The organism is Lentzea sp. HUAS TT2, from assembly GCF_051853195.1.
GTDB lineage: Bacteria > Actinomycetota > Actinomycetes > Mycobacteriales > Pseudonocardiaceae > Lentzea.
On record NZ_CP196667.1, the window covers coordinates 5944690 to 5961980 of the forward strand.

General features: G+C 70.3%; 15 protein-coding genes. 10 read left to right on the forward strand and 5 right to left on the reverse strand.

Annotated elements, in window-relative coordinates:
* Nucleotides 1–8 precede the first annotated feature (8 nt).
* From ribD to ACSHWB_RS29045, 5 genes are read left to right on the forward strand one after another with little or no spacing between them, the layout of a single operon-like run.
* The gene (ribD, locus tag ACSHWB_RS29025; RefSeq protein WP_439664686.1) at nt 9–992 is read left to right on the forward strand and encodes a bifunctional diaminohydroxyphosphoribosylaminopyrimidine deaminase/5-amino-6-(5-phosphoribosylamino)uracil reductase RibD; all 984 of its coding nucleotides are present in this window, start codon (nt 9–11) and stop codon (nt 990–992) included.
* Between the two features lie 8 nt (nt 993–1000).
* Nucleotides 1001–1621, forward strand: coding sequence for a riboflavin synthase (locus ACSHWB_RS29030; protein WP_439656451.1), 621 nt, complete (start codon nt 1001–1003; stop codon nt 1619–1621).
* On the forward strand, nt 1618–2880 hold the full coding sequence (locus ACSHWB_RS29035; protein ID WP_439656452.1) for a bifunctional 3,4-dihydroxy-2-butanone-4-phosphate synthase/GTP cyclohydrolase II: 1263 nt from the start codon (nt 1618–1620) through the stop codon (nt 2878–2880). The genes ACSHWB_RS29030 and ACSHWB_RS29035 overlap by 4 nt, the downstream gene beginning before the upstream one ends.
* The gene (ribH, locus tag ACSHWB_RS29040; protein WP_439656453.1) at nt 2877–3374 is read left to right on the forward strand and encodes a 6,7-dimethyl-8-ribityllumazine synthase; all 498 of its coding nucleotides are present in this window, start codon (nt 2877–2879) and stop codon (nt 3372–3374) included. Before ACSHWB_RS29035 ends, ribH begins: the two co-directional genes overlap by 4 nt.
* On the forward strand, nt 3374–3805 hold the full coding sequence (locus tag ACSHWB_RS29045) for a PH domain-containing protein (RefSeq protein ID WP_439656454.1): 432 nt from the start codon (nt 3374–3376) through the stop codon (nt 3803–3805). The genes ribH and ACSHWB_RS29045 overlap by 1 nt, the downstream gene beginning before the upstream one ends.
* Here ACSHWB_RS29045 and ACSHWB_RS29050 read toward each other — a convergent pair.
* Together ACSHWB_RS29050 and ACSHWB_RS29055 are read right to left on the reverse strand one after the other, a co-directional pair.
* Complete coding sequence (locus ACSHWB_RS29050; RefSeq protein WP_439656455.1) at nt 3802–4227, reverse strand: DUF1761 domain-containing protein; 426 nt, start codon at nt 4225–4227, stop codon at nt 3802–3804. The genes ACSHWB_RS29045 and ACSHWB_RS29050 overlap by 4 nt on opposite strands.
* Before the next feature lie 121 nt (nt 4228–4348).
* The gene (locus ACSHWB_RS29055) at nt 4349–7165 is read right to left on the reverse strand and encodes an aconitate hydratase (RefSeq protein WP_439656456.1); all 2817 of its coding nucleotides are present in this window, start codon (nt 7163–7165) and stop codon (nt 4349–4351) included.
* 200 nt (nt 7166–7365) lie between these two features.
* Here ACSHWB_RS29055 and ACSHWB_RS29060 point away from each other — a divergent pair, with 200 nt between their 5' ends.
* Genes ACSHWB_RS29060 through ACSHWB_RS29070 form a run of 3 tightly spaced genes read left to right on the forward strand, consistent with a single transcriptional unit; the run spans nt 7366 to nt 11494 of the window.
* On the forward strand, nt 7366–8076 hold the full coding sequence (locus ACSHWB_RS29060; protein WP_439656457.1) for an ATP-binding cassette domain-containing protein: 711 nt from the start codon (nt 7366–7368) through the stop codon (nt 8074–8076).
* The gene (locus ACSHWB_RS29065) at nt 8073–8705 is read left to right on the forward strand and encodes a hypothetical protein (protein ID WP_439656458.1); all 633 of its coding nucleotides are present in this window, start codon (nt 8073–8075) and stop codon (nt 8703–8705) included. The genes ACSHWB_RS29060 and ACSHWB_RS29065 overlap by 4 nt, the downstream gene beginning before the upstream one ends.
* Entirely contained in the window at nt 8705–11494 is a 2790-nt protein-coding gene (locus ACSHWB_RS29070) for an ATP-binding protein (protein WP_439656459.1), read from the forward strand. Before ACSHWB_RS29065 ends, ACSHWB_RS29070 begins: the two co-directional genes overlap by 1 nt.
* Here ACSHWB_RS29070 and ACSHWB_RS29075 read toward each other — a convergent pair.
* From ACSHWB_RS29075 to ACSHWB_RS29085, 3 genes are all read right to left on the reverse strand, one after another.
* Nucleotides 11414–12715, reverse strand: a complete 1302-nt coding sequence (locus ACSHWB_RS29075) for an FAD-dependent monooxygenase (RefSeq protein WP_439656460.1) — start codon at nt 12713–12715, stop codon at nt 11414–11416. The genes ACSHWB_RS29070 and ACSHWB_RS29075 overlap by 81 nt on opposite strands.
* An 84-nt stretch (nt 12716–12799) precedes the next feature.
* Complete coding sequence (locus ACSHWB_RS29080) at nt 12800–14335, reverse strand: flagellar basal body protein FliL (RefSeq protein WP_439656461.1); 1536 nt, start codon at nt 14333–14335, stop codon at nt 12800–12802.
* Entirely contained in the window at nt 14332–14784 is a 453-nt protein-coding gene (locus ACSHWB_RS29085) for a hypothetical protein (RefSeq protein WP_439656462.1), read from the reverse strand. The genes ACSHWB_RS29080 and ACSHWB_RS29085 overlap by 4 nt, the downstream gene beginning before the upstream one ends.
* 17 nt (nt 14785–14801) lie before the next feature.
* Between ACSHWB_RS29085 and ACSHWB_RS29090 the strand changes: the two genes are divergently transcribed.
* Together ACSHWB_RS29090 and ACSHWB_RS29095 are read left to right on the forward strand one after the other, a co-directional pair.
* A complete protein-coding gene (locus tag ACSHWB_RS29090; protein ID WP_439656463.1) occupies nt 14802–15611 on the forward strand; it encodes an SIR2 family NAD-dependent protein deacylase in 810 nt (269 codons plus the stop codon).
* A 10-nt stretch (nt 15612–15621) separates the two neighbouring features.
* Complete coding sequence (locus ACSHWB_RS29095; protein ID WP_439656464.1) at nt 15622–17136, forward strand: AMP-binding protein; 1515 nt, start codon at nt 15622–15624, stop codon at nt 17134–17136.
* Nucleotides 17137–17291: the final 155 nt, after the last annotated feature.

Sequence of the window (17291 nt, forward strand, 5' to 3'; positions counted from 1 at the left end):
AGGACGCGATGGTGCTCGCCATCGCGCAGAGCGAACGGGTGCGGGGCACGACCAGCCCCAACCCCCCGGTGGGCTGCGTCATCCTCGACGCCGACGGCAACGCGGTCGGGTTCGGCGCCACCCAGCCCGTCGGCGGACCACACGCCGAGGTCATGGCGTTGAGGGAAGCGGGCGCGAAAGCCCAGGGCGGCACCGCGGTGGTCACCCTGGAGCCGTGTTCGCACTTCGGCCGCACGCCGCCGTGCACAGAGGCGTTGCGCGAAGCCGGGATCGAACACGTCTTCCACGCCCTCAGCGACCCGAACCCGCGCGCCGCGGGTGGTGCGAAGGTCCTCGAGGACGCGGGCATCACGGTCGAGGGCGGGCTGCTCGCGACCGAGGTCAGCAGGGGCCCCCTGCGGGCGTGGCTGCACTACGCGCGCACGGGCCGTCCGCACGTCACGTGGAAGTACGCGGCCTCGCTCGACGGCAGGATCGCCGCCCAGGACGGCACCAGCCAGTGGATCAGCTCGGAGACCTCCCGCGAGGAGGTCCACGGCACGCGCGCGAAGCTCGACGCGATCATCGTCGGCTCCGGCACCGTCCGGAAGGACGATCCCGCGCTGACGGCCAGGGACGCCGATGGAATGCCGTTGCCCCGCCAGCCGTTGCCGGTGGTCGTGGGCACCAGCGATCTGCCGGAAGGAGCGAAGCTCCAGCACACCGCACTGCACCTGCGCACGCACGACCCGGACGACGTCCTCGCCGCACTGGCGGAACGCGGGCTGGTCGACGTGCTGCTGGAGGGTGGACCGACGCTGGCCGGCGCGTTCTGGCGGGCCGGCAGGGTCGACCGCGTGCTCGCCTACATCGCGCCTGCGCTGCTCGGGAACGGTCCCGCGGCGGTGCTGGACGCGGGCGTGTCAACCATCACGGACGCTGTCCGGTTGACCGTGGAAGACGTCACCATGAGCGGACCGGACTTGCGGATCAGCGCGGTTCCGCAAACTTAGGAGGAGCGTTGTTCACCGGGATCGTCGAGGAACTCGGCCACGTCGTCGCGACGGAGGACCTGCCGGACGCGGCGCGGATCCGCGTCGCGGGGCCGATCGTGACCAGCGACGCGAAGCACGGCGACTCCATCGCGGTGAACGGCGTCTGCCTCACCGTCGTGGAGGTCGAGAACGACACCTTCACCGCCGACGTGATGCGCGAGACCCTCTTGCGCAGCAGCCTCGCGAAGGTCGCCGCCGGCGACCGCGTCAACCTGGAGCGCGCGGCCGCGGTCGGCCAGCGCCTCGGTGGCCACATCGTGCAGGGCCACGTCGACGGCACCGGCGCGATCCTCGCGCGGGAGAAGGCCGAGCACTGGGAGATCGTCCACATCGGACTCCCGCCGTCGCTCGCGCGCTACGTCGTGGAGAAGGGCTCCATCACGGTCGACGGGGTCTCGCTGACGGTCGTGACCGTCTCCGAGGACGAGTTCACCGTGAGCCTCATCCCGACGACGCTCGACCTCACCACGCTCGGGCGTCGTTCGCCCGGCGACCTGGTGAACCTGGAGGTCGACGTGCTGGCGAAGTACGTCGAACGACTGGCGATCCCGCACCTGCGGGCCATCGCGGGCGAGGAGGCCCAGTGAGCACCGACTTCTCCGACATCGAGCGGGCGATCAAGGACATCGCCGCCGGTCGGCCGGTCGTCGTCGTGGACGACGAGGACCGCGAGAACGAGGGCGACCTGATCTTCGCCGCCGAGAAGGCGACGCCGGAGCTGCTCGCGTTCATGGTCCGCTACACGTCCGGGTACGTCTGCGTGGCGCTGACGGACTCCGACTGCGACCGTCTCGACCTGCCGCCGATGTACCACACGAACCAGGACCAGCGCGGCACCGCGTACACGGTCACGGTGGACGCGCGCGCCGGCATCACCACCGGCATCTCGGCCGCCGACCGCGCCCGCACGATCCGGTTGCTCGCCGACCCGGCCGCGCAGGCCAGCGACTTCAACCGGCCCGGTCACGTGGTTCCGCTGCGTGCCAGGGACGGTGGCGTGCTGCGCCGCCCCGGCCACACCGAGGCCTCCGTCGACCTCGCACGTCTCGCGGGGCTGGCGCCCGCCGGCGTGCTCTGCGAGATCGTGTCGCAGAAGGTCGAGGAGGACATGGCGCTGCGCGACGAGCTGGAGGTCTTCGCGGCCGACCACGACCTCGCGCTGATCACGATCGCCGACCTCATCGCGTACCGCCGCCGGGTCGAGACCCAGGTCGTGCGCGCCGCCGAGGCCCGCATCCCGACCGCGCACGGCGTGTTCACCGCGTACGGCTACGACAGCCTGCTCGACGGCATCGAGCACGTCGCGATGGTCTACGGCGAGATCGGCGACGGCGAGGACGTGCTGGTGCGCGTGCACTCCGAGTGCCTCACCGGTGACGTGCTCGGCTCGTTGCGCTGCGACTGCGGCCCTCAGCTCGACGCGGCGCTGGAAGCCGTTGCGGCACAAGGCCGTGGTGTCGTGCTGTACATGCGCGGTCACGAGGGCCGCGGCATCGGCCTGATGCACAAGCTGCAGGCGTACCAGCTGCAGGACGAGGGCGCGGACACCGTGGACGCGAACCTCGTGCAGGGCCTGCCCGCCGACGCGCGCGACTACGGCACGGGCGCGCAGATCCTGGTGGAGCTCGGCATCAAGTCCATGCGGCTGCTGACGAACAACCCGGCCAAGCGCGTCGGACTGGAGGCCGGATACGGTCTGCGGGTGCTCGACCGGGTGCCGCTGCCGATCTCCCCGAACCCGGAGAACCTGCGGTACCTGCGCACCAAGCGCGACCGGATGGGTCACGAGCTGCACCAGCTGGAGCAGTACGAGACCGTTGTTTCCGCTACGGAGGACCAGGAATGAGCGGCGAGGGCCGTCCAGAGCAGACCAGGCTCGACGGCAAGGGCCTGAGCGTCGCGATCGCCGCGACGCGCTGGCACACCAAGATCACCGACCAGCTCGTCGAGCGCGCCCTCCAGGCCGCGCAGGACGCGGGCTGCGTCGACACGACCGTCGTGCGCGTGGCGGGGGCGATCGAGCTTCCCGTTGTCGTGCAGGAACTCGCGCGTCACCACGACGCGGTGGTCGCGCTGGGCGTGGTCATCCGCGGCGGCACCCCGCACTTCGAGTACGTGTGCGACTCGGTGACCGACGGGCTCACCCGCGTCGCGCTGGACGAGTCCACGCCGGTCGGCAACGGCGTGCTGACGACGAACACCGAGGAACAGGCCCTGGCGCGCGCCGGCCTGCCGGACTCGGTGGAGGACAAGGGATACGAGGCGACCGTCGCCGCGATCGACACGGCACTCGTGCTGCGCGGCCTGCGTCAGCCCTGGACCGAGCGGGGTTTCGAGTGATGACGTCCATCGTGTTGCGCCCCAAGAAGATCCGCCGCGTCGCGTGGGCGTGCGCGGTCGGTCTCGTCGTCGTGTTCACGGTGGTGGGGCTGCTGCTGGGGAACACGCCGACCGGCGTGATCTTCCGGACCTCCGACCAGGTCGCCATGATCGTGCTGGGCTTCCTGCTGGCGGGTGGCGTGCTGTTGCTGACCCGTCCGCGCGTCACGGCCGACGCCGAGGGTGTCGACGTGCGCAACGTCGTGACGTCGCACCACTACGACTGGAACGACGTGCTGTCGGTCAGCTTCCCTGACGGCGCCGCGTGGGCCCGTCTGGAGCTGCCGGAGGACGAGTACATCTCGGTGATGGCCGTGCAGGCCGTGGACCGCGAGTACGCCGTCTCGTCCGTGCGCGCGTTGCGTGAGCTGCACAAGGCCGCGCGGGTCTAGACCCAGAGCCCCAGGATCGCACCCGCGAGGGTGAGTCCGACGATGTGATAGCCCGCCCCGATCGCCGCGAAGGTGAGCGGGGCGGGCTTCGTCATGTCGTAGGCGCCTGTCACGAGCCTGACCGGCAACGCGATGCCGATGCCGACGACGAGCCCGAGCAGGATGCCTTCCATGATGTTGTCGGTGCGCGAGGCGTGGCCGATCATCGCGGTCGCGAGCGTGATGACGAAACAGGTGAGCAGCGGGATGGCGTAGACCGCCGCGCTCTGGTTCTCCGGTGGACTCAGGTCCTGGCCGGACGCGTGTTGGTAGGCCCTGCCGAAGGCGTACTCCGCGTACCACACCATGCCCAGCGCGAAGTAGGCGATCGTGGCAACGACGACGGCCAACCAGTTGAGGTCGCCGAGCACGCTCAAGCTCATGAGGATCTCCGCAATGATCAGGGTTACTTGGCATCGCGGGGTGCGCGTCCGTCGTTACGAGTGCATAGACGGCGAAAGGGCCGCCCACCGTTGGTGAGCGGCCCTCTCGCTGCGAAAGCGACTAGCTGCGGACCATCTTGCGCAGCACGTACTGCATGATGCCGCCGTTGCGGTAGTAGTCGGCCTCACCAGGCGTGTCGATGCGGACGACCGCGTCGAACTCCACCTTCGAGCCGTCCGTCTTCGTGGCGACGACGTGGACCGTCGACGGCGTGGTGCCGTTGTTCAGGTCCGTGACGCCGCTGAAGTCGAACGTCTCGGTGCCGTCGAGGCCCAGCGACGCCGCGTTCTCGCCCGCCGGGAACTGCAGCGGCAGCACGCCCATGCCGATGAGGTTCGAGCGGTGGATGCGCTCGTAGGACTCGGCGATGACGGCGCGGACGCCGAGCAGCGAGGTGCCCTTGGCGGCCCAGTCGCGCGACGAGCCGGAGCCGTACTCCTTGCCCGCCAGCACGACCAGCGGCACACCGGCCTCCGCGTAGGAGACCGACGCGTCGTAGATCGTGGTCTGCGGCGCGCCGTCGGCCAGGAAGTCGCGGGTGAAGCCGCCCTGGACGTCGTCGAGCAGCAGGTTGCGCAGGCGGATGTTCGCGAACGTGCCGCGGATCATCACCTCGTGGTTGCCGCGGCGGGAGCCGTAGGAGTTGAAGTCCTTGCGCTCCACGCCGTGCTCGGTCAGGTACTTGCCTGCGGGCGAGTCGGCCTTGATCGAACCGGCGGGGGAGATGTGGTCCGTGGTGACCGAGTCGCCCAGCAGCGCGAGCACGCGGGCACCCGAGATGTCGGTGACCGGCTTCGGCTCCATCTCCATGCCCTCGAAGTACGGGGGCTTGCGCACGTAGGTGGACTCGCTGTCCCACTCGAACGTGTTGCCGGTCGGCGTGGGCAGCGACTGCCAGCGCTCGTCACCGGAGAACACGTTCTTGTAGCCCTTGGTGAAGCCCTCCGCGGAGATCGAGGTCGAGATGACCTCGGCGATCTCGGCCGGGGTCGGCCAGATCTCCGACAGGTACACCGGCTTGCCATCGGGGTCGTACGCGAGCGGCTCGGTGGTGATGTCCTTGTCCATCGAACCGGCCAGCGCGTACGCCACGACCAGCGGCGGCGACGCGAGGTAGTTCATCTTGATGTCCGGGTTGATCCGGCCCTCGAAGTTGCGGTTGCCGGACAGCACCGAGACGACCGCGAGGTCGCCTTCCTGCACGCCCGCCGAGATCTCCTCCTGCAGCGGGCCCGAGTTGCCGATGCAGGTGGTGCAGCCGTAGCCGACCAGGTGGAAGCCGAGCTTCTCCAGGTACGGCATGAGGCCGGCGCGCTCGTAGTAGTCCATGACGACCTTCGAGCCCGGCGCCAGGGTCGTCTTGACCCACGGCTTGCGCTCGAGACCGCGCTCGACGGCCTTCTTCGCGAGAAGGGCCGCGCCGAGCATCACGGACGGGTTCGAGGTGTTGGTGCACGACGTGATCGCGGCGATCGCGACGGCGCCGTGGTCCAGCTCGAACTCGTTGCCGTCGAGGGAGACCTTGACCGGCTTCGACACGCGGCCGGTCGCGCCCTCCGCGGCGGACTGGAACACCTTCGGCGCACCGGAGCCGTTGCCACCCTCGTGGATGGCGGCCGGGTCGCTCGCGGGGAACGACTCGTCGACGGCCTCGTCCACGCCGGTCAGCTCCGCCGACTCGGTGTGCGCGACGTAGGCGCCCAGAGCCTGGCGGAACGACTCCTTGGCGTTGGTCAGCTCGATGCGGTCCTGCGGGCGCTTCGGGCCGGCGATGGACGGGACGACCGTCGCCAGGTCCAGCTCCAGCGTCTCGGAGAACACCGGCTCGTTGGACGCGTCGTGCCAGAGGCCCTGTTCCTTGGCGTAGGCCTCGACGAGCGCGATCTGCTCTTCGGTTCGGCCGGTCAGGCGCAGGTAGTCGATGGTCTCGCCGTCGATCGGGAAGATGCCGACCGTGGAGCCGAACTCCGGCGACATGTTGCCGATCGTGGCGCGGTTCGCCAGCGGCACGGCGCTGACGCCCTCACCGTAGAACTCGACGAACTTGCCGACGACGCCCTGCTTGCGCAGCATCTCGGTGATCGTGAGCACCAGGTCGGTGGCGGTGGCGCCGGGGGGCAGCTCACCGGACAGCTTGAAGCCCACGACGCGCGGGATCAGCATGGAGACCGGCTGGCCGAGCATCGCGGCCTCGGCCTCGATGCCGCCGACGCCCCAGCCCAGCACGCCGATGCCGTTGACCATCGTGGTGTGCGAGTCGGTGCCGACGAGCGTGTCGGGGTACGCCTGGCCGTTGCGGACCATGACGACGCGCGCGAGGTGCTCGATGTTGACCTGGTGCACGATGCCGGTGCCGGGCGGGACGACCTTGAACTCGTCGAACGCCGTCTGGCCCCAGCGCAGGAACTGGTAGCGCTCGCGGTTGCGCTCGTACTCCAGGTCGACGTTCTGCTCGAACGCGTCCGGGCGGCCGAAGATGTCGGCGATGACCGAGTGGTCGATCACGAGCTCGGCGGGCGCGAGCGGGTTCACCTTCTCGGCGTCGCCGCCGAGCTGGGTGACGGCCTCGCGCATGGTGGCGAGGTCGACGACGCAGGGCACACCGGTGAAGTCCTGCATCACGACGCGGGCCGGCGTGAACTGGATCTCGGTGCTCGGCTCGGCGGCCGGGTCCCAGTTGGCGAGAGCGCGCACGTGGTCGGCGGTGATGTTCGCGCCGTCCTCGGTCCGCAGCAGGTTCTCCAGCAGGATCTTCAGGCTGAACGGAAGACGCTCGGCGCCCTCCACGGCGCTCAGCCGGAACACCTCGTACGAGGCGTCGCCGACGTTGAGCGTGCCGCGGGCGCCGAAGCTGTCCTTGCTAGCTGGTGCAGTCACGTGCAACTCCATAACTGGTGACAGCGCGGTGGTCAGTTCGGGATGGGGGAGAGTCTTCCTCACCTGGTCGACCCCTGCCCCTCGACCCCAAACAGTACGCTTGTCCTGTAAGCCGGTTCAACCCAGGTTGCCCTAAGTCACGGTGCGGGTGTTGATCAGTTCCGCGGGATGACCGCCGCGCGGATGGCTATCTTGGCGTGGTGCACCTCGATCAGGTTTCGAAGCGGTACGGGCGCGGGCCCTGGGTGCTGCGCGACCTCACGCTGGAGGTGTCCGGGCTGACAGTGCTGACCGGCGCGAACGGCACCGGCAAGTCGACGCTGCTCAAGATCGCCGCCGGGGTGCTGAAGCCGACGTCGGGACGTGTCGCGCGGCCCGCGTCGGTCGGGTATGTGCCGGAGCGCTTTCCGTCTGACGTCAGGATGTCCGCTTCGGCGTATTTGGCGCACATGGGGCGGATCCGGCGTGCCGGGGCGAACGACGTGCTGGAGCGGCTGGGGTTCGTCGGATCCAGGACGGCGCCGATGTCGGAGCTGTCCAAGGGCAACGCGCAGAAGGTGGCGCTGGCGCAGGCTTTCCTGGCTTCGGACCTGCTGGTGCTCGACGAGCCGTGGACCGGCCTCGACCCCGCCGCGTCCGCCGAGCTGGTGGCGATGCTGGAGGGGCGGACGGCGCTGGTGTCCGATCACGAGGGACACCTCGCGTCGGCGACGCGCGTGGACCTCGCCGGCGGGCACGTGACGATCGAGCTCAGCCGGGTCGCTGAACCGGATGCGCTGGAAGCGTTGGAGGGCGTGCGTTCCGTGCAGGCCCGCGGGTCGTCGGTGCGGGTGGTCGTCGAGCCGGGCAGCAGTGACCAGGTGCTGGCGGAGGCGTTGCGGCTCGGGTGCTCGGTGCGGAGCGTGCGGTGATCGCCCTCGTCCGGTACGTCGCGGCCGACGTCTTTCGCGGGCAACGGTACCTGGCGCCGCTGCTGGTGTTCCTCGGTGTGATGGGGATGCTGTTCTCCTCCGACGCCGGGCAGCCGCTGGAGGCCTACTCGGGGTCGTCGGCGTTGCTCTACCCGGTCGCGGCGTGGATGGCCGTCGTGGTGGCGACGTCCGAGGACGTGGTGCGCCGCGAGATCACCGTGGTGTCGGCCGGTGGCTGGCCGCGCGTGCTGACGGCGGTGGCGCTGGTCTCGGTGCTGATCGCGCTGGCGATGGCGCTGCTGGCCGCGGTGTGGCCGGTCGTGACGAACCCGCACCCGTACACGTGGGGCGAATTTTTTGTCGGACTCGCCGCGCATACTGGATGTGCGTTGCTCGGCGTCGGTGTGGGCCTGCTGTTCTCCCGCCCCGTGCTCGACTCCAACGGGCGCACTGTGCTGGCGGTGTTCTCGGTGGTGGTGCTGACGTATCCGCTCGGGCGAGCGACTCCGCTCGGGTGGGTGCTGGACGCGCTGGGGCACAACAGGGTGTCGCTGTCCTTGCTGGGGGCGGCGGCGGTCGGTGTCGCGCTGGTGTCGGCCGCGGTGGTGGCCGGGGTGCGGCGGGCCTGATGCGGGTCGACGTGCTCGGGCCGCTGCGCGTCCTGGCCGCGGACGGCGCACCGGTCGAGGTGCGCGGCAGGCGGCTGCGGTGGCTGCTGATCCGGCTGGCGATGGAGCCTGGCGCCGTCGTCGCACCGGAGCGGCTGATCGCCGACCTGTGGCCGGACGATCCGCCCGTGGACGGTGCGGCGGCGTTGCAGTCGCTCGTGTCGCGGCTGCGGCGCGTGCTGGGCGCCGCGGTGATCTCGTCGCACGCGACGGGCTACCGGCTGGAGGCCCCGACCGATGTCGAGGCGTTCGTCCGGACGCGCGACGCGGCGTTGTGGCGCGGTGCCGCGTTCGAGGAGGCGCCGTTCGCGGTGGACGAGGCCGTGCGCCTGGCGTTGCTGCGCGACGACCTCGCGGGCCTGGAGGCGCTGGCGTCCGCGCACCCGCTGCGCGAGGACGTCCAGGCCCGGCTGATGCTGGCGCTGAACGCCGCCGGACGGCGTTCGGACGCGCTGGCGGTGTTCGCGCGCGTCCGCTCGGCCCTGGCCGACGAACTGGGCGTGGACCCCGGTGAGGCGCTGGCGGCCGCCCATCTGACGGTGCTGCGCGAACGCGTGGCGCGCGGGAACCTCCCCGCACCGGTCGGGTCGTTCGTCGGGCGTGACGCGGACCTGGCTGCGCTGGCGGAGCTGTTGCGCGACAACCGGTTGGTGACGCTGACCGGTTTCGGCGGCGTGGGCAAGACGCGCCTCGCCCTGACCTACGCCGCGTCTCTGCCGCAGACGTGGTTCGTCGAGCTGGACTCGACGGCCGAACCGCTGGCGGCCCTGGACGCCGCACTGGGTCCGAACCCGTTGGCGGCGCCGGTGTTCTCACGGCTCGGCTCGTCGCTGGTGGTGCTCGACAACTGCGAGCACGTGGTGGACGCGGCCGCGGCTTTGTGCGTCCGGCTGCTCGCCGAGGCGCCGGACGTGCGCGTGCTGGCGACGTCACGCGAGCCGTTGGGGATCCCGGGTGAGGTTGTGCTGCCCGTGACGCCGCTCGACCTCGACCACGCCGTGCGGCTGTTCTCGGCACGGGTCGGGTCGGCGTTCGATCCCGATGTGCTGCGCCGGATTTGTGCTGCGCTGGAAGGGATTCCGCTCGCTCTGGAACTCGCTGCGGCACGGGCGCGGTCGTTGTCGGCTGCGCAGCTGGAGTCTCGGGTGGGCAGCCGGCTGCGGTTGCTGGACCGGGGTGCGCGGACCGGGCCGGCTCGGCATCGGACGTTGCGGGCGGTGATCGACTGGAGCTGGGAGCTGCTGGACGACGCCGAGCGGGGGTTGCTGGCGCGGCTGGCGGTGTTCGCGGGTGGGGCGACGGCTGCGGCGGTGCACTTCGTGTGCGGGGCAGGCTCGCGCAGGGGTACCCCCGAACCGGGAACCCCTGCATCTCAACGTACTCAGGAGGTCCGACAAGATCAGGACCTCTGGGACACCGAGGACCTCCTGGCCGCACTGGCCGAGAAGTCCCTGATCGTCCGCACAGGCGAGCGCTACCGCCTGCTGGAGACCGTCCGCGAGTACGCCCTGGAACAGGCCCGAACCGACCCGGCGAGGCACGCCGCCTACTACGTGGATCTGGCCGAGCGCAACGAACCTCTCCTGCGAGGCCCCGACCAACTGACCGCGCTGAAGGTCTTCGACGTAGAACGGGCCAACCTGGACGCCGCGCAAGCGTGGGCGGTCCGCCACGACCTGGCCGTCGCGCGGCGCCTGATGGCCGCGCGCACGTGGCATTGGCTGGTGATGACCAAGCGGTTCGAGGAGATCCGCCGCTGGGCCGCGCTGACGCCGGACGACCCGCTCTCGGAGGTGCTGGCCTCGCTCGGCACGCCGGCCGCCCTCGCCGCGGCGGAGCGGTTGTGGGAGGAGGACCTGCCGACGGCGCTGTGCGCGTTGATGCTGACCAGCGGTCAGGTCTGGGGGCAGACCGCGCTGGCAGAACGACTCGAGGTGCTGGCCAGCAGGCTGGAGCTGTCGCCGGACGTGTGGATGCGTGCGTTCGCGTCGCTCGTGCGTGGGTTGGTGGCCGGTGAGTTCAGCGAGGGGGCCGCGCCGCGTGCGGAGGCCGCGTATCGGGTGGCGCTCGACGGGTTCCGGGCGGTGGGGGACCGGTGGGCCGTGGTGTTCGGGCTGTCGTGCCTGGTCATGGTGCTGATCAACCGGGGCGCGTTCGCCGAGGGGTTCGAGGCGGTGTCCGAGGCGCGGCAGGTGGCCGCTGAGCTGGGCGAGCCGGAGTCCGTGCTGGTGCCGATGTCCGTGCTCATGCAGGCGGCGCGCATCAAGATCCGGATCGGCGACCTCGCCGGCGCCCGTGAGGACCTGGAGCTGGTGCCGGCCTCGCCGTTCGGGCTGGATCGGGCGCGGCTCACGCAGGCCTATGGGGAGATGGCGTACTTCAGCGGTGACTTCGAGCAGGCCGTGACGTTGTACCGGCAGTCGCTCGACGACACCGAGGACTTGCCCGCCAACCAGTTCCGCGCCACCGTCCACGCCGGACTGGGGCTGGCGCTGACCCGGCTCGGGCAGCTCGGTGAGGCCGGCGAGCACCACGGCCGGGCGCTCGACACCGTCAACCGGAGTGCGGACGGGCCGGCCAGGGCGCTGGTGCTGGAGTGGTACGCGGACTGGCTGTTCGCCCAGGGCGATCCCCGCGGTGCGAGGAAGGCCCTGGGCGAGGCGGAACGGCTACGCGGCGGTCCTAGCAGCGACCCTGCGGTGGTGCAGCTGCGTGACCGGGTTCGCGCCGAAGTAGGCGTCGATCGCTGACCGGCCGATCGCGGCGGCGTAGCCGTCGGGGCGCACGAGCACCGGGCCGTCCGGGAAGTCGAGCGTCACGAAGTCGGGGCCGCGCAGCAGGTCGAAGATCCTGCCCTGCTCGGTGACGCCGTCGGGCACGCGGTCGCCGGGCTGCAGGCCCTCGCCGTCGGTGGTCCGGTACGAGAGCGACAGCTGCAGCGTCTCGTCGCCGCGGCGCTCGAACGGGTTGCCGGACATCATGATCGCGGTCGTCATGCCCAGCAGCCACTCCGCGACGGGCTTGCGCTCGGACTCGTAGGTGTCGAGCAACGTCTCCATCGCGAGCTTCCAGCCCAGGTTGTAGGCGTCCTGGATGCCGGTGTTCATGCCCTGCGCGCCAGCGGGGGAGTGCACGTGCGCCGCGTCGCCGGCGAGGAACACCCGGTCCACGCGGAACCTGTCGACCATGCGGATGTTCATGCGGTACAACGACATCCACGTCGCGTCGTGCACGAGTACGTCGTCCAGGCCGGTGCGGTCGCGGACGATCTCCCGGTAGAGCTCCAAGGACGGCTCGCCGTCGCCGGTCGCCTGGAACTGGAAGAGGTCGGTGCCGGGCAACGGGCAGAGCGCGAGCCACTTGTCGAGACGGCCACCCCACTGGTGCCAGTGGTCGCGGTCGAGGCCGGAGATCCGGACGTCGCCGACGAGCATCCGCTGGTCCTCGTGGGTCTCGCCGACGAACCGCACGCCGAGCTCCTTGCGCACGAACGACTTCCCGCCGTCGCAGCCGACGAGGTACTTCGCCCGCACGGTCTCGCCGCCGACGACCGCCGTGACACCGGACTCGTCCTGGGTGAACGAGGTCAGCGGCTTCCCGTACTCGACGGGCTGGGGGAGTGCCTCGCGCAGGATCTGCTCCACCCGGAACTGCGGGATGAGCATCGTGCTCGCGTACGGGCGTTCCTCTGTCGGGACGCGGCCCTCGTGCACGTTCCACTCGCGCAGCACCTCGCGGCCCTGGTAGGCGCGCATGGTCATGTGGAACCGGCCGGACGCCAGCACCTGGTCGATCACGCCCAGGTCGTGGAAGACCTCCATGCTGCGCGGCTGCAGGCCCTTGCCGCGCGAGCCGGCGAACGGCGCCGGTGACGCGTCGGCGATGCGGAACGGGACGCCGCGGCGGGCGAGGTCGAGCGCCAGGGTGAGGCCGGTCGGGCCGGCGCCGATGATCAGAACCTGTGTGTCCATGGCGCCCACGTTCGGCCCAGGAACTGCCACGGCCCTGTCACCGCGCTGTTGCGGGTGACAGGGCCAGGGCTGAACTGCGGGAACTTACTTCTTGAGCAGCTCGATCAGCGCGTCGACGTCCTTCGGCTCGAAGCCGCGGAACAGCGTGAGCGCCAGCTCGTAGTAGGAGCGGACCGGGCTGACGTACCACTTGCCGTCGACCTCGGTGGCGACGACGCCGACACCGGTCTTCATGATCGACCCGGCGACGCGGCCGATGATCTCGACGGCCTCCGCGGGGACCTTCTTGCCGCCCTGCTGCTGCAGGAGCTGCGTGATCTCGTCCGCGCACAGCTTCTGCGAACCCTGGCCGGGCACGTCGGCCGCGTAGCAGTCACCCTCGCGGGTGATCGTCACGGTCTCGCCCTCGGCGGTGACCGACAGCTTCTTCACCGTGACCTGCTTGCCGCCGACGACGTCCTTGACGTCGGTCTCCAGCGCGTTCAGCTTGGCGCCGGTCGGCTTCTGCTTGCCGGCCTCCGCCAGCAGCAGCGGGCCGAGGTCCTGCAGCACACCGGCCTCGTCGGGCGGCAGCAGTGCGATGACCTTCGACAGGTCGGCGTCGAGCGCGGCGTTCACCATCTGCTTCGCGGCGTCCTCGGCGGAGGACGCGCCCTGCGGGGCGATGCCCTGCGCGGGCCACTTCTTCTTGTCCTCCTCCAGGACCGCGTTGGCGATCGTGTAGAAGGCGCTGGGGTACCACTTGTCGCCGACCTTGATCGACGCGATGCCGATCGGGGTGCCGCGCTTCTGCACCTCGGCGGTGATGTCGAGGGTCTCGGACTTCGACGACGTCAGGTTCAGGTCGTCACCGAGCGCGTCGACGAGCTTGTCGGTGAGCGGGATCTTCGACGCGTCCGACGTGATCGTGATCTTGCCCTCGACCAGCTTGTTGATGGTGAGGTGGTCGTTGATCTTCTCGGCCTTGGCCTCGTCGAACTTGATGTTCTCGCTCTTGAACTCGACGCCGCTCAGCTTGTTCGGGTCGGCGTCGGGCTTCAGGATCTCGAGACGCTTCATCTCCTTCGTCATCGACTCCATGTAGTCCTTCGACAGCGCCGCCTCCGCGGGCGCCAGCGAGGCCATGATGCCGACGACGTCACCGCTGCCGAGCTGTTCGATCAGGTTCTTCGCCGCGACCTCCGGCGTGTCCTGGCCCGCGTTCGCCGCGGGGTTGGACTTCTGCAGCGCGAAGAACGTGACACCGCCGCCGAGCAGCAGCAGCACCGCGACGACGGCCGTGACGACCAGACCGGTGCGCTTCTTCTTCGGCGGCTCGCCGCCCATCGGCGCGTAGCCGTACGGCTGCTGGCCGTAGTCCTGCTGCGGGAAACCCTGCTGGGGGAAGCCCTGCGGTCCCGTCTGCGGGTAACCACCCTGCTGCGGGTAGCCGCCCTGCTGGGGCTGCTGCGGGAAGCCCTGCGGCCCGGTCTGCGGGTAGCCGCCCTGCTGCGGGTATCCACCCGGCTGCTGCGGCTGCTGGGGGTGGCCCCCCTGCTGCGGGTAGCCGCCCTGCTGGGGCTGCTGCCCGTACGGGTCGTTCTGCGGCTGCCACTGGCCGCCACCACCTGGGTAGCTCACGGGTTCCCTCCTGAGGTTCTCACTGTGCTGCGCCTGGTCGAGGTGAGCACCGTGATCGCCCCCACGATCGTCAGCACGGCACCGGCAAGGGTCGTGACCGGTCCGGCGATGGAGATGCCGACCAATGCGCCCTTGTTGTCCCCTTGGACTGTGGCAACCAGGGCCACGGTTCCCCCGATCGTGCCAAAGAGAACAGCCACGCATGCGGCAAACCGAGGAAATCGGACGACGTACAGGGCGATCGCGATCATCGCCAGGGGTGTCAGTCCCACCCAGACCGACGTCACGACGGTGCCCGCCACCCCGTCCAACCCGGCGAGATCACGCAGCGAGAGCACTTCGTAACTGTCCCTCGTGGTCGATCCGGATTTCAGCCAGGGAAGGAAAGTCCCTGCGATGGTCGTGACCAAGCCCACTGCCGCGATCGCGGCTCCCACAGCGCTGCGCACGCGACTAGTGTGAACCGATGGCCTCGGAGGCGTGCGCAGTGGCACGGGCGCTGGTCGCGTCCGCCCACCGGATCACGGTGCTGACGGGAGCGGGAGTCTCCACGGATTCAGGCATTCCGGACTTCCGCGGACCGGGCGGTCTCTGGACGCGCGACGCCGATGCCGGGCGCGCCTCGTCGCTGCAGGCCTACCTCTCCGATCCGGAACTGCGCAGGCTCGCCTGGCGCGCGAAGCTCGGCAGTCCCGTGTGGACGGCCAAGCCGAACGCCGCGCACAAGGCGCTGGTGGAGCTGGAACGGTCCGGCCGGCTGCGCACGGTCGTCACGCAGAACATCGACGGCCTGCACCAGAAGGCCGGGTCCGACCCCCACCGCGTGCTGGAGCTGCACGGCACGCTGCACGCCACCGCGTGCCTGGGATGCGGTGCCACGGGCCCGATGCGGGACGCGCTCAAGCGCGTGGCCGAGGGGGAACAGGAGCCGGACTGCCCGCGCTGCGGGGGGATCCTCAAGTCCGCCACGGTCTCGTTCGGGCAGGAGCTCGACGGCGAGGTGCTGCGCCGCGCCCGGCTCGCCGCCCTGGACTGCGACGTGCTGCTGGTGGCGGGGACGTCGCTGTCGGTGCAGCCCGCGGCGGGTCTCGTGCCGCTCGCGGCCAAGGCCGGTGCCCAGGTCATCATCTGCAACGCCGAGCCGACGCCGTACGACGACGTGGCGGCCGTGGTGCTGCACGAACCCGTCGGCGAGGTGCTGCCCGACCTCAGCGCCGTTCCTCCATCCGGGGGAGGCCGATTCTCGTCCTGGGGAGATCCGAGCACCTGGTCGTAGGGTCGGGTCCATGCGCGTACCGCTGATCACCACCGACTTCCTGGACCGGGCGTCGTTCGCGTTCGCGGCGACGACGGCGACCATCGACGAGCCGGACCAGCCGGCGAAACCGGTCGCGACGACGACGTACGGACAGATGGCCACCCGTGCGCGCGCGTGGCAGGCGGGGTTCGACGCACTGGGCGTCGGCGAGGGCGAACGCGTCGCCGTCGTCAGCCACAACTCCGCGCGGATGCTGGAACTGCTGCACGCGCTGCCCGGCAGCGGGCGGATCTGCGTGCCGGTGAACTTCCGCCTGCGCCCCGACGAGGTGAAGTACATCGTCGAGCACAGCGGCGCGTCGGCGTTGTTCGTCGACCCCGAGCTGGAACTGGACGACGTCGTGGCACGCCACCGGTTCACGCTCGGCGAGGAGTCCGAGTCGCTGCTCCGGTTCGATGTGGACCCACGGCCGTGGAGCGCGCCCGACGAAGACGCGACCGCGACGATCAACTACACGTCCGGCACGACCGCGCGTCCCAAGGGCGTGCAGCTGACGCACCGCAACATCTGGCTCAACGCGGTGACGTTCGCCATGCACACCCGTGCGTGGGAGGGCGACGTGTACATGCACGTGCTGCCGATGTTCCACTGCAACGGCTGGGGCATGCCGTTCGGTCTCGCGGGCCTCGGGGTGCCGCAGGTGGTGCTGCGCAAGGTCGACGGCGCCGAGATCCTGCGTCGTGTGCGTGACCACGGCGTCACGCTGATGTGCGGCGCACCGGCCGTGTGGAACGCGGTGCTCGACGCCGCGCAGACGTGGGACGGCGAGATCCCCGGCCGTGACACCGTGCGGATCGTGTGCGCCGGTGCGCCGCCGCCCTCGCGCACGATCCAGCGCGTCACGGAGGAGCTCGGCTGGGAGTTCCTGCAGATCTACGGCCTGACCGAGACGGCGCCGCTGCTCACCTTCAACCGCGCCCAGCCGGGGCCGGCGGGTGAGGAGAAGGCGAAGAAGCAGTCACGGGCGGGCGCGCCGGCGTTGGGCGCGCAGCTGCGGATCTCCGCGAACGGCGAGGTGCTCGCGCGGTCGAACGTGGTCATGGAGGGCTACTGGGAGAACCCGGAGTCCACCGCGGACGCGATCGAGGACGGCTGGTTCCACACCGGCGACGGCGGCTACTTCGACGACGACGGCTACCTGACGATCTCCGACCGCAAGAAGGACGTGATCATCACCGGCGGCGAGAACGTCTCGTCCATCGAGGTCGAGGACTGTCTGTTCTCGCACCCGGCCGTCGCCGAGGTCGCGGTGATCGGCGTGCCCCACGAGAAGTGGGGTGAAACGATCAAGGCGCTGGTCGTGCTCTCCGGCGAGGCCACCGAGGCCGAGCTGGTCAAGCACTGCAAGGAGCGGCTCGCCGGGTACAAGGCGCCGACGTCGATCGAGTTCCGCGACTCCATCCCGCGCACGGCGACCGGCAAGATCCAGAAGTTCAAGCTTCGCGAGCCGTACTGGACCGGCCGCGGCCGCGGCGTGAACTAGTGGCGTGACCCGGAACGTTGGCTGGGTGATTCACGCTCAGCAGGACGCCTCACGACACCGCCCCCACGCCCCCGTACGTCCAGTACGAGGACGTGGGGGCGGCGCCGCGATGCGCCCGTCTGACCGCGAATTCGCCCGGCAACGTTCCGGGCCAC

Excerpts from the sequence above, each read along its gene's own strand:
- ACSHWB_RS29075 (WP_439656460.1), bottom strand. The coding sequence starts at position 12,715 with ATGGACACACAGGTTCTGATCATCGGCGCCGGCCCGACCGGCCTCACC.
- ACSHWB_RS29070 (WP_439656459.1), top strand. The coding sequence starts at position 8,705 with ATGCGGGTCGACGTGCTCGGGCCGCTGCGCGTCCTGGCCGCGGACGGC.
- ACSHWB_RS29045 (WP_439656454.1), top strand. The coding sequence starts at position 3,374 with ATGACGTCCATCGTGTTGCGCCCCAAGAAGATCCGCCGCGTCGCGTGG.
- ACSHWB_RS29090 (WP_439656463.1), top strand. The coding sequence starts at position 14,802 with ATGGCCTCGGAGGCGTGCGCAGTGGCACGGGCGCTGGTCGCGTCCGCC.
- ribD (WP_439664686.1), top strand. The coding sequence starts at position 9 with ATGGTGCTCGCCATCGCGCAGAGCGAACGGGTGCGGGGCACGACCAGC.
- ACSHWB_RS29050 (WP_439656455.1), bottom strand. The coding sequence starts at position 4,227 with ATGAGCTTGAGCGTGCTCGGCGACCTCAACTGGTTGGCCGTCGTCGTT.
- ribH (WP_439656453.1), top strand. The coding sequence starts at position 2,877 with ATGAGCGGCGAGGGCCGTCCAGAGCAGACCAGGCTCGACGGCAAGGGC.
- ACSHWB_RS29095 (WP_439656464.1), top strand. The coding sequence starts at position 15,622 with ATGCGCGTACCGCTGATCACCACCGACTTCCTGGACCGGGCGTCGTTC.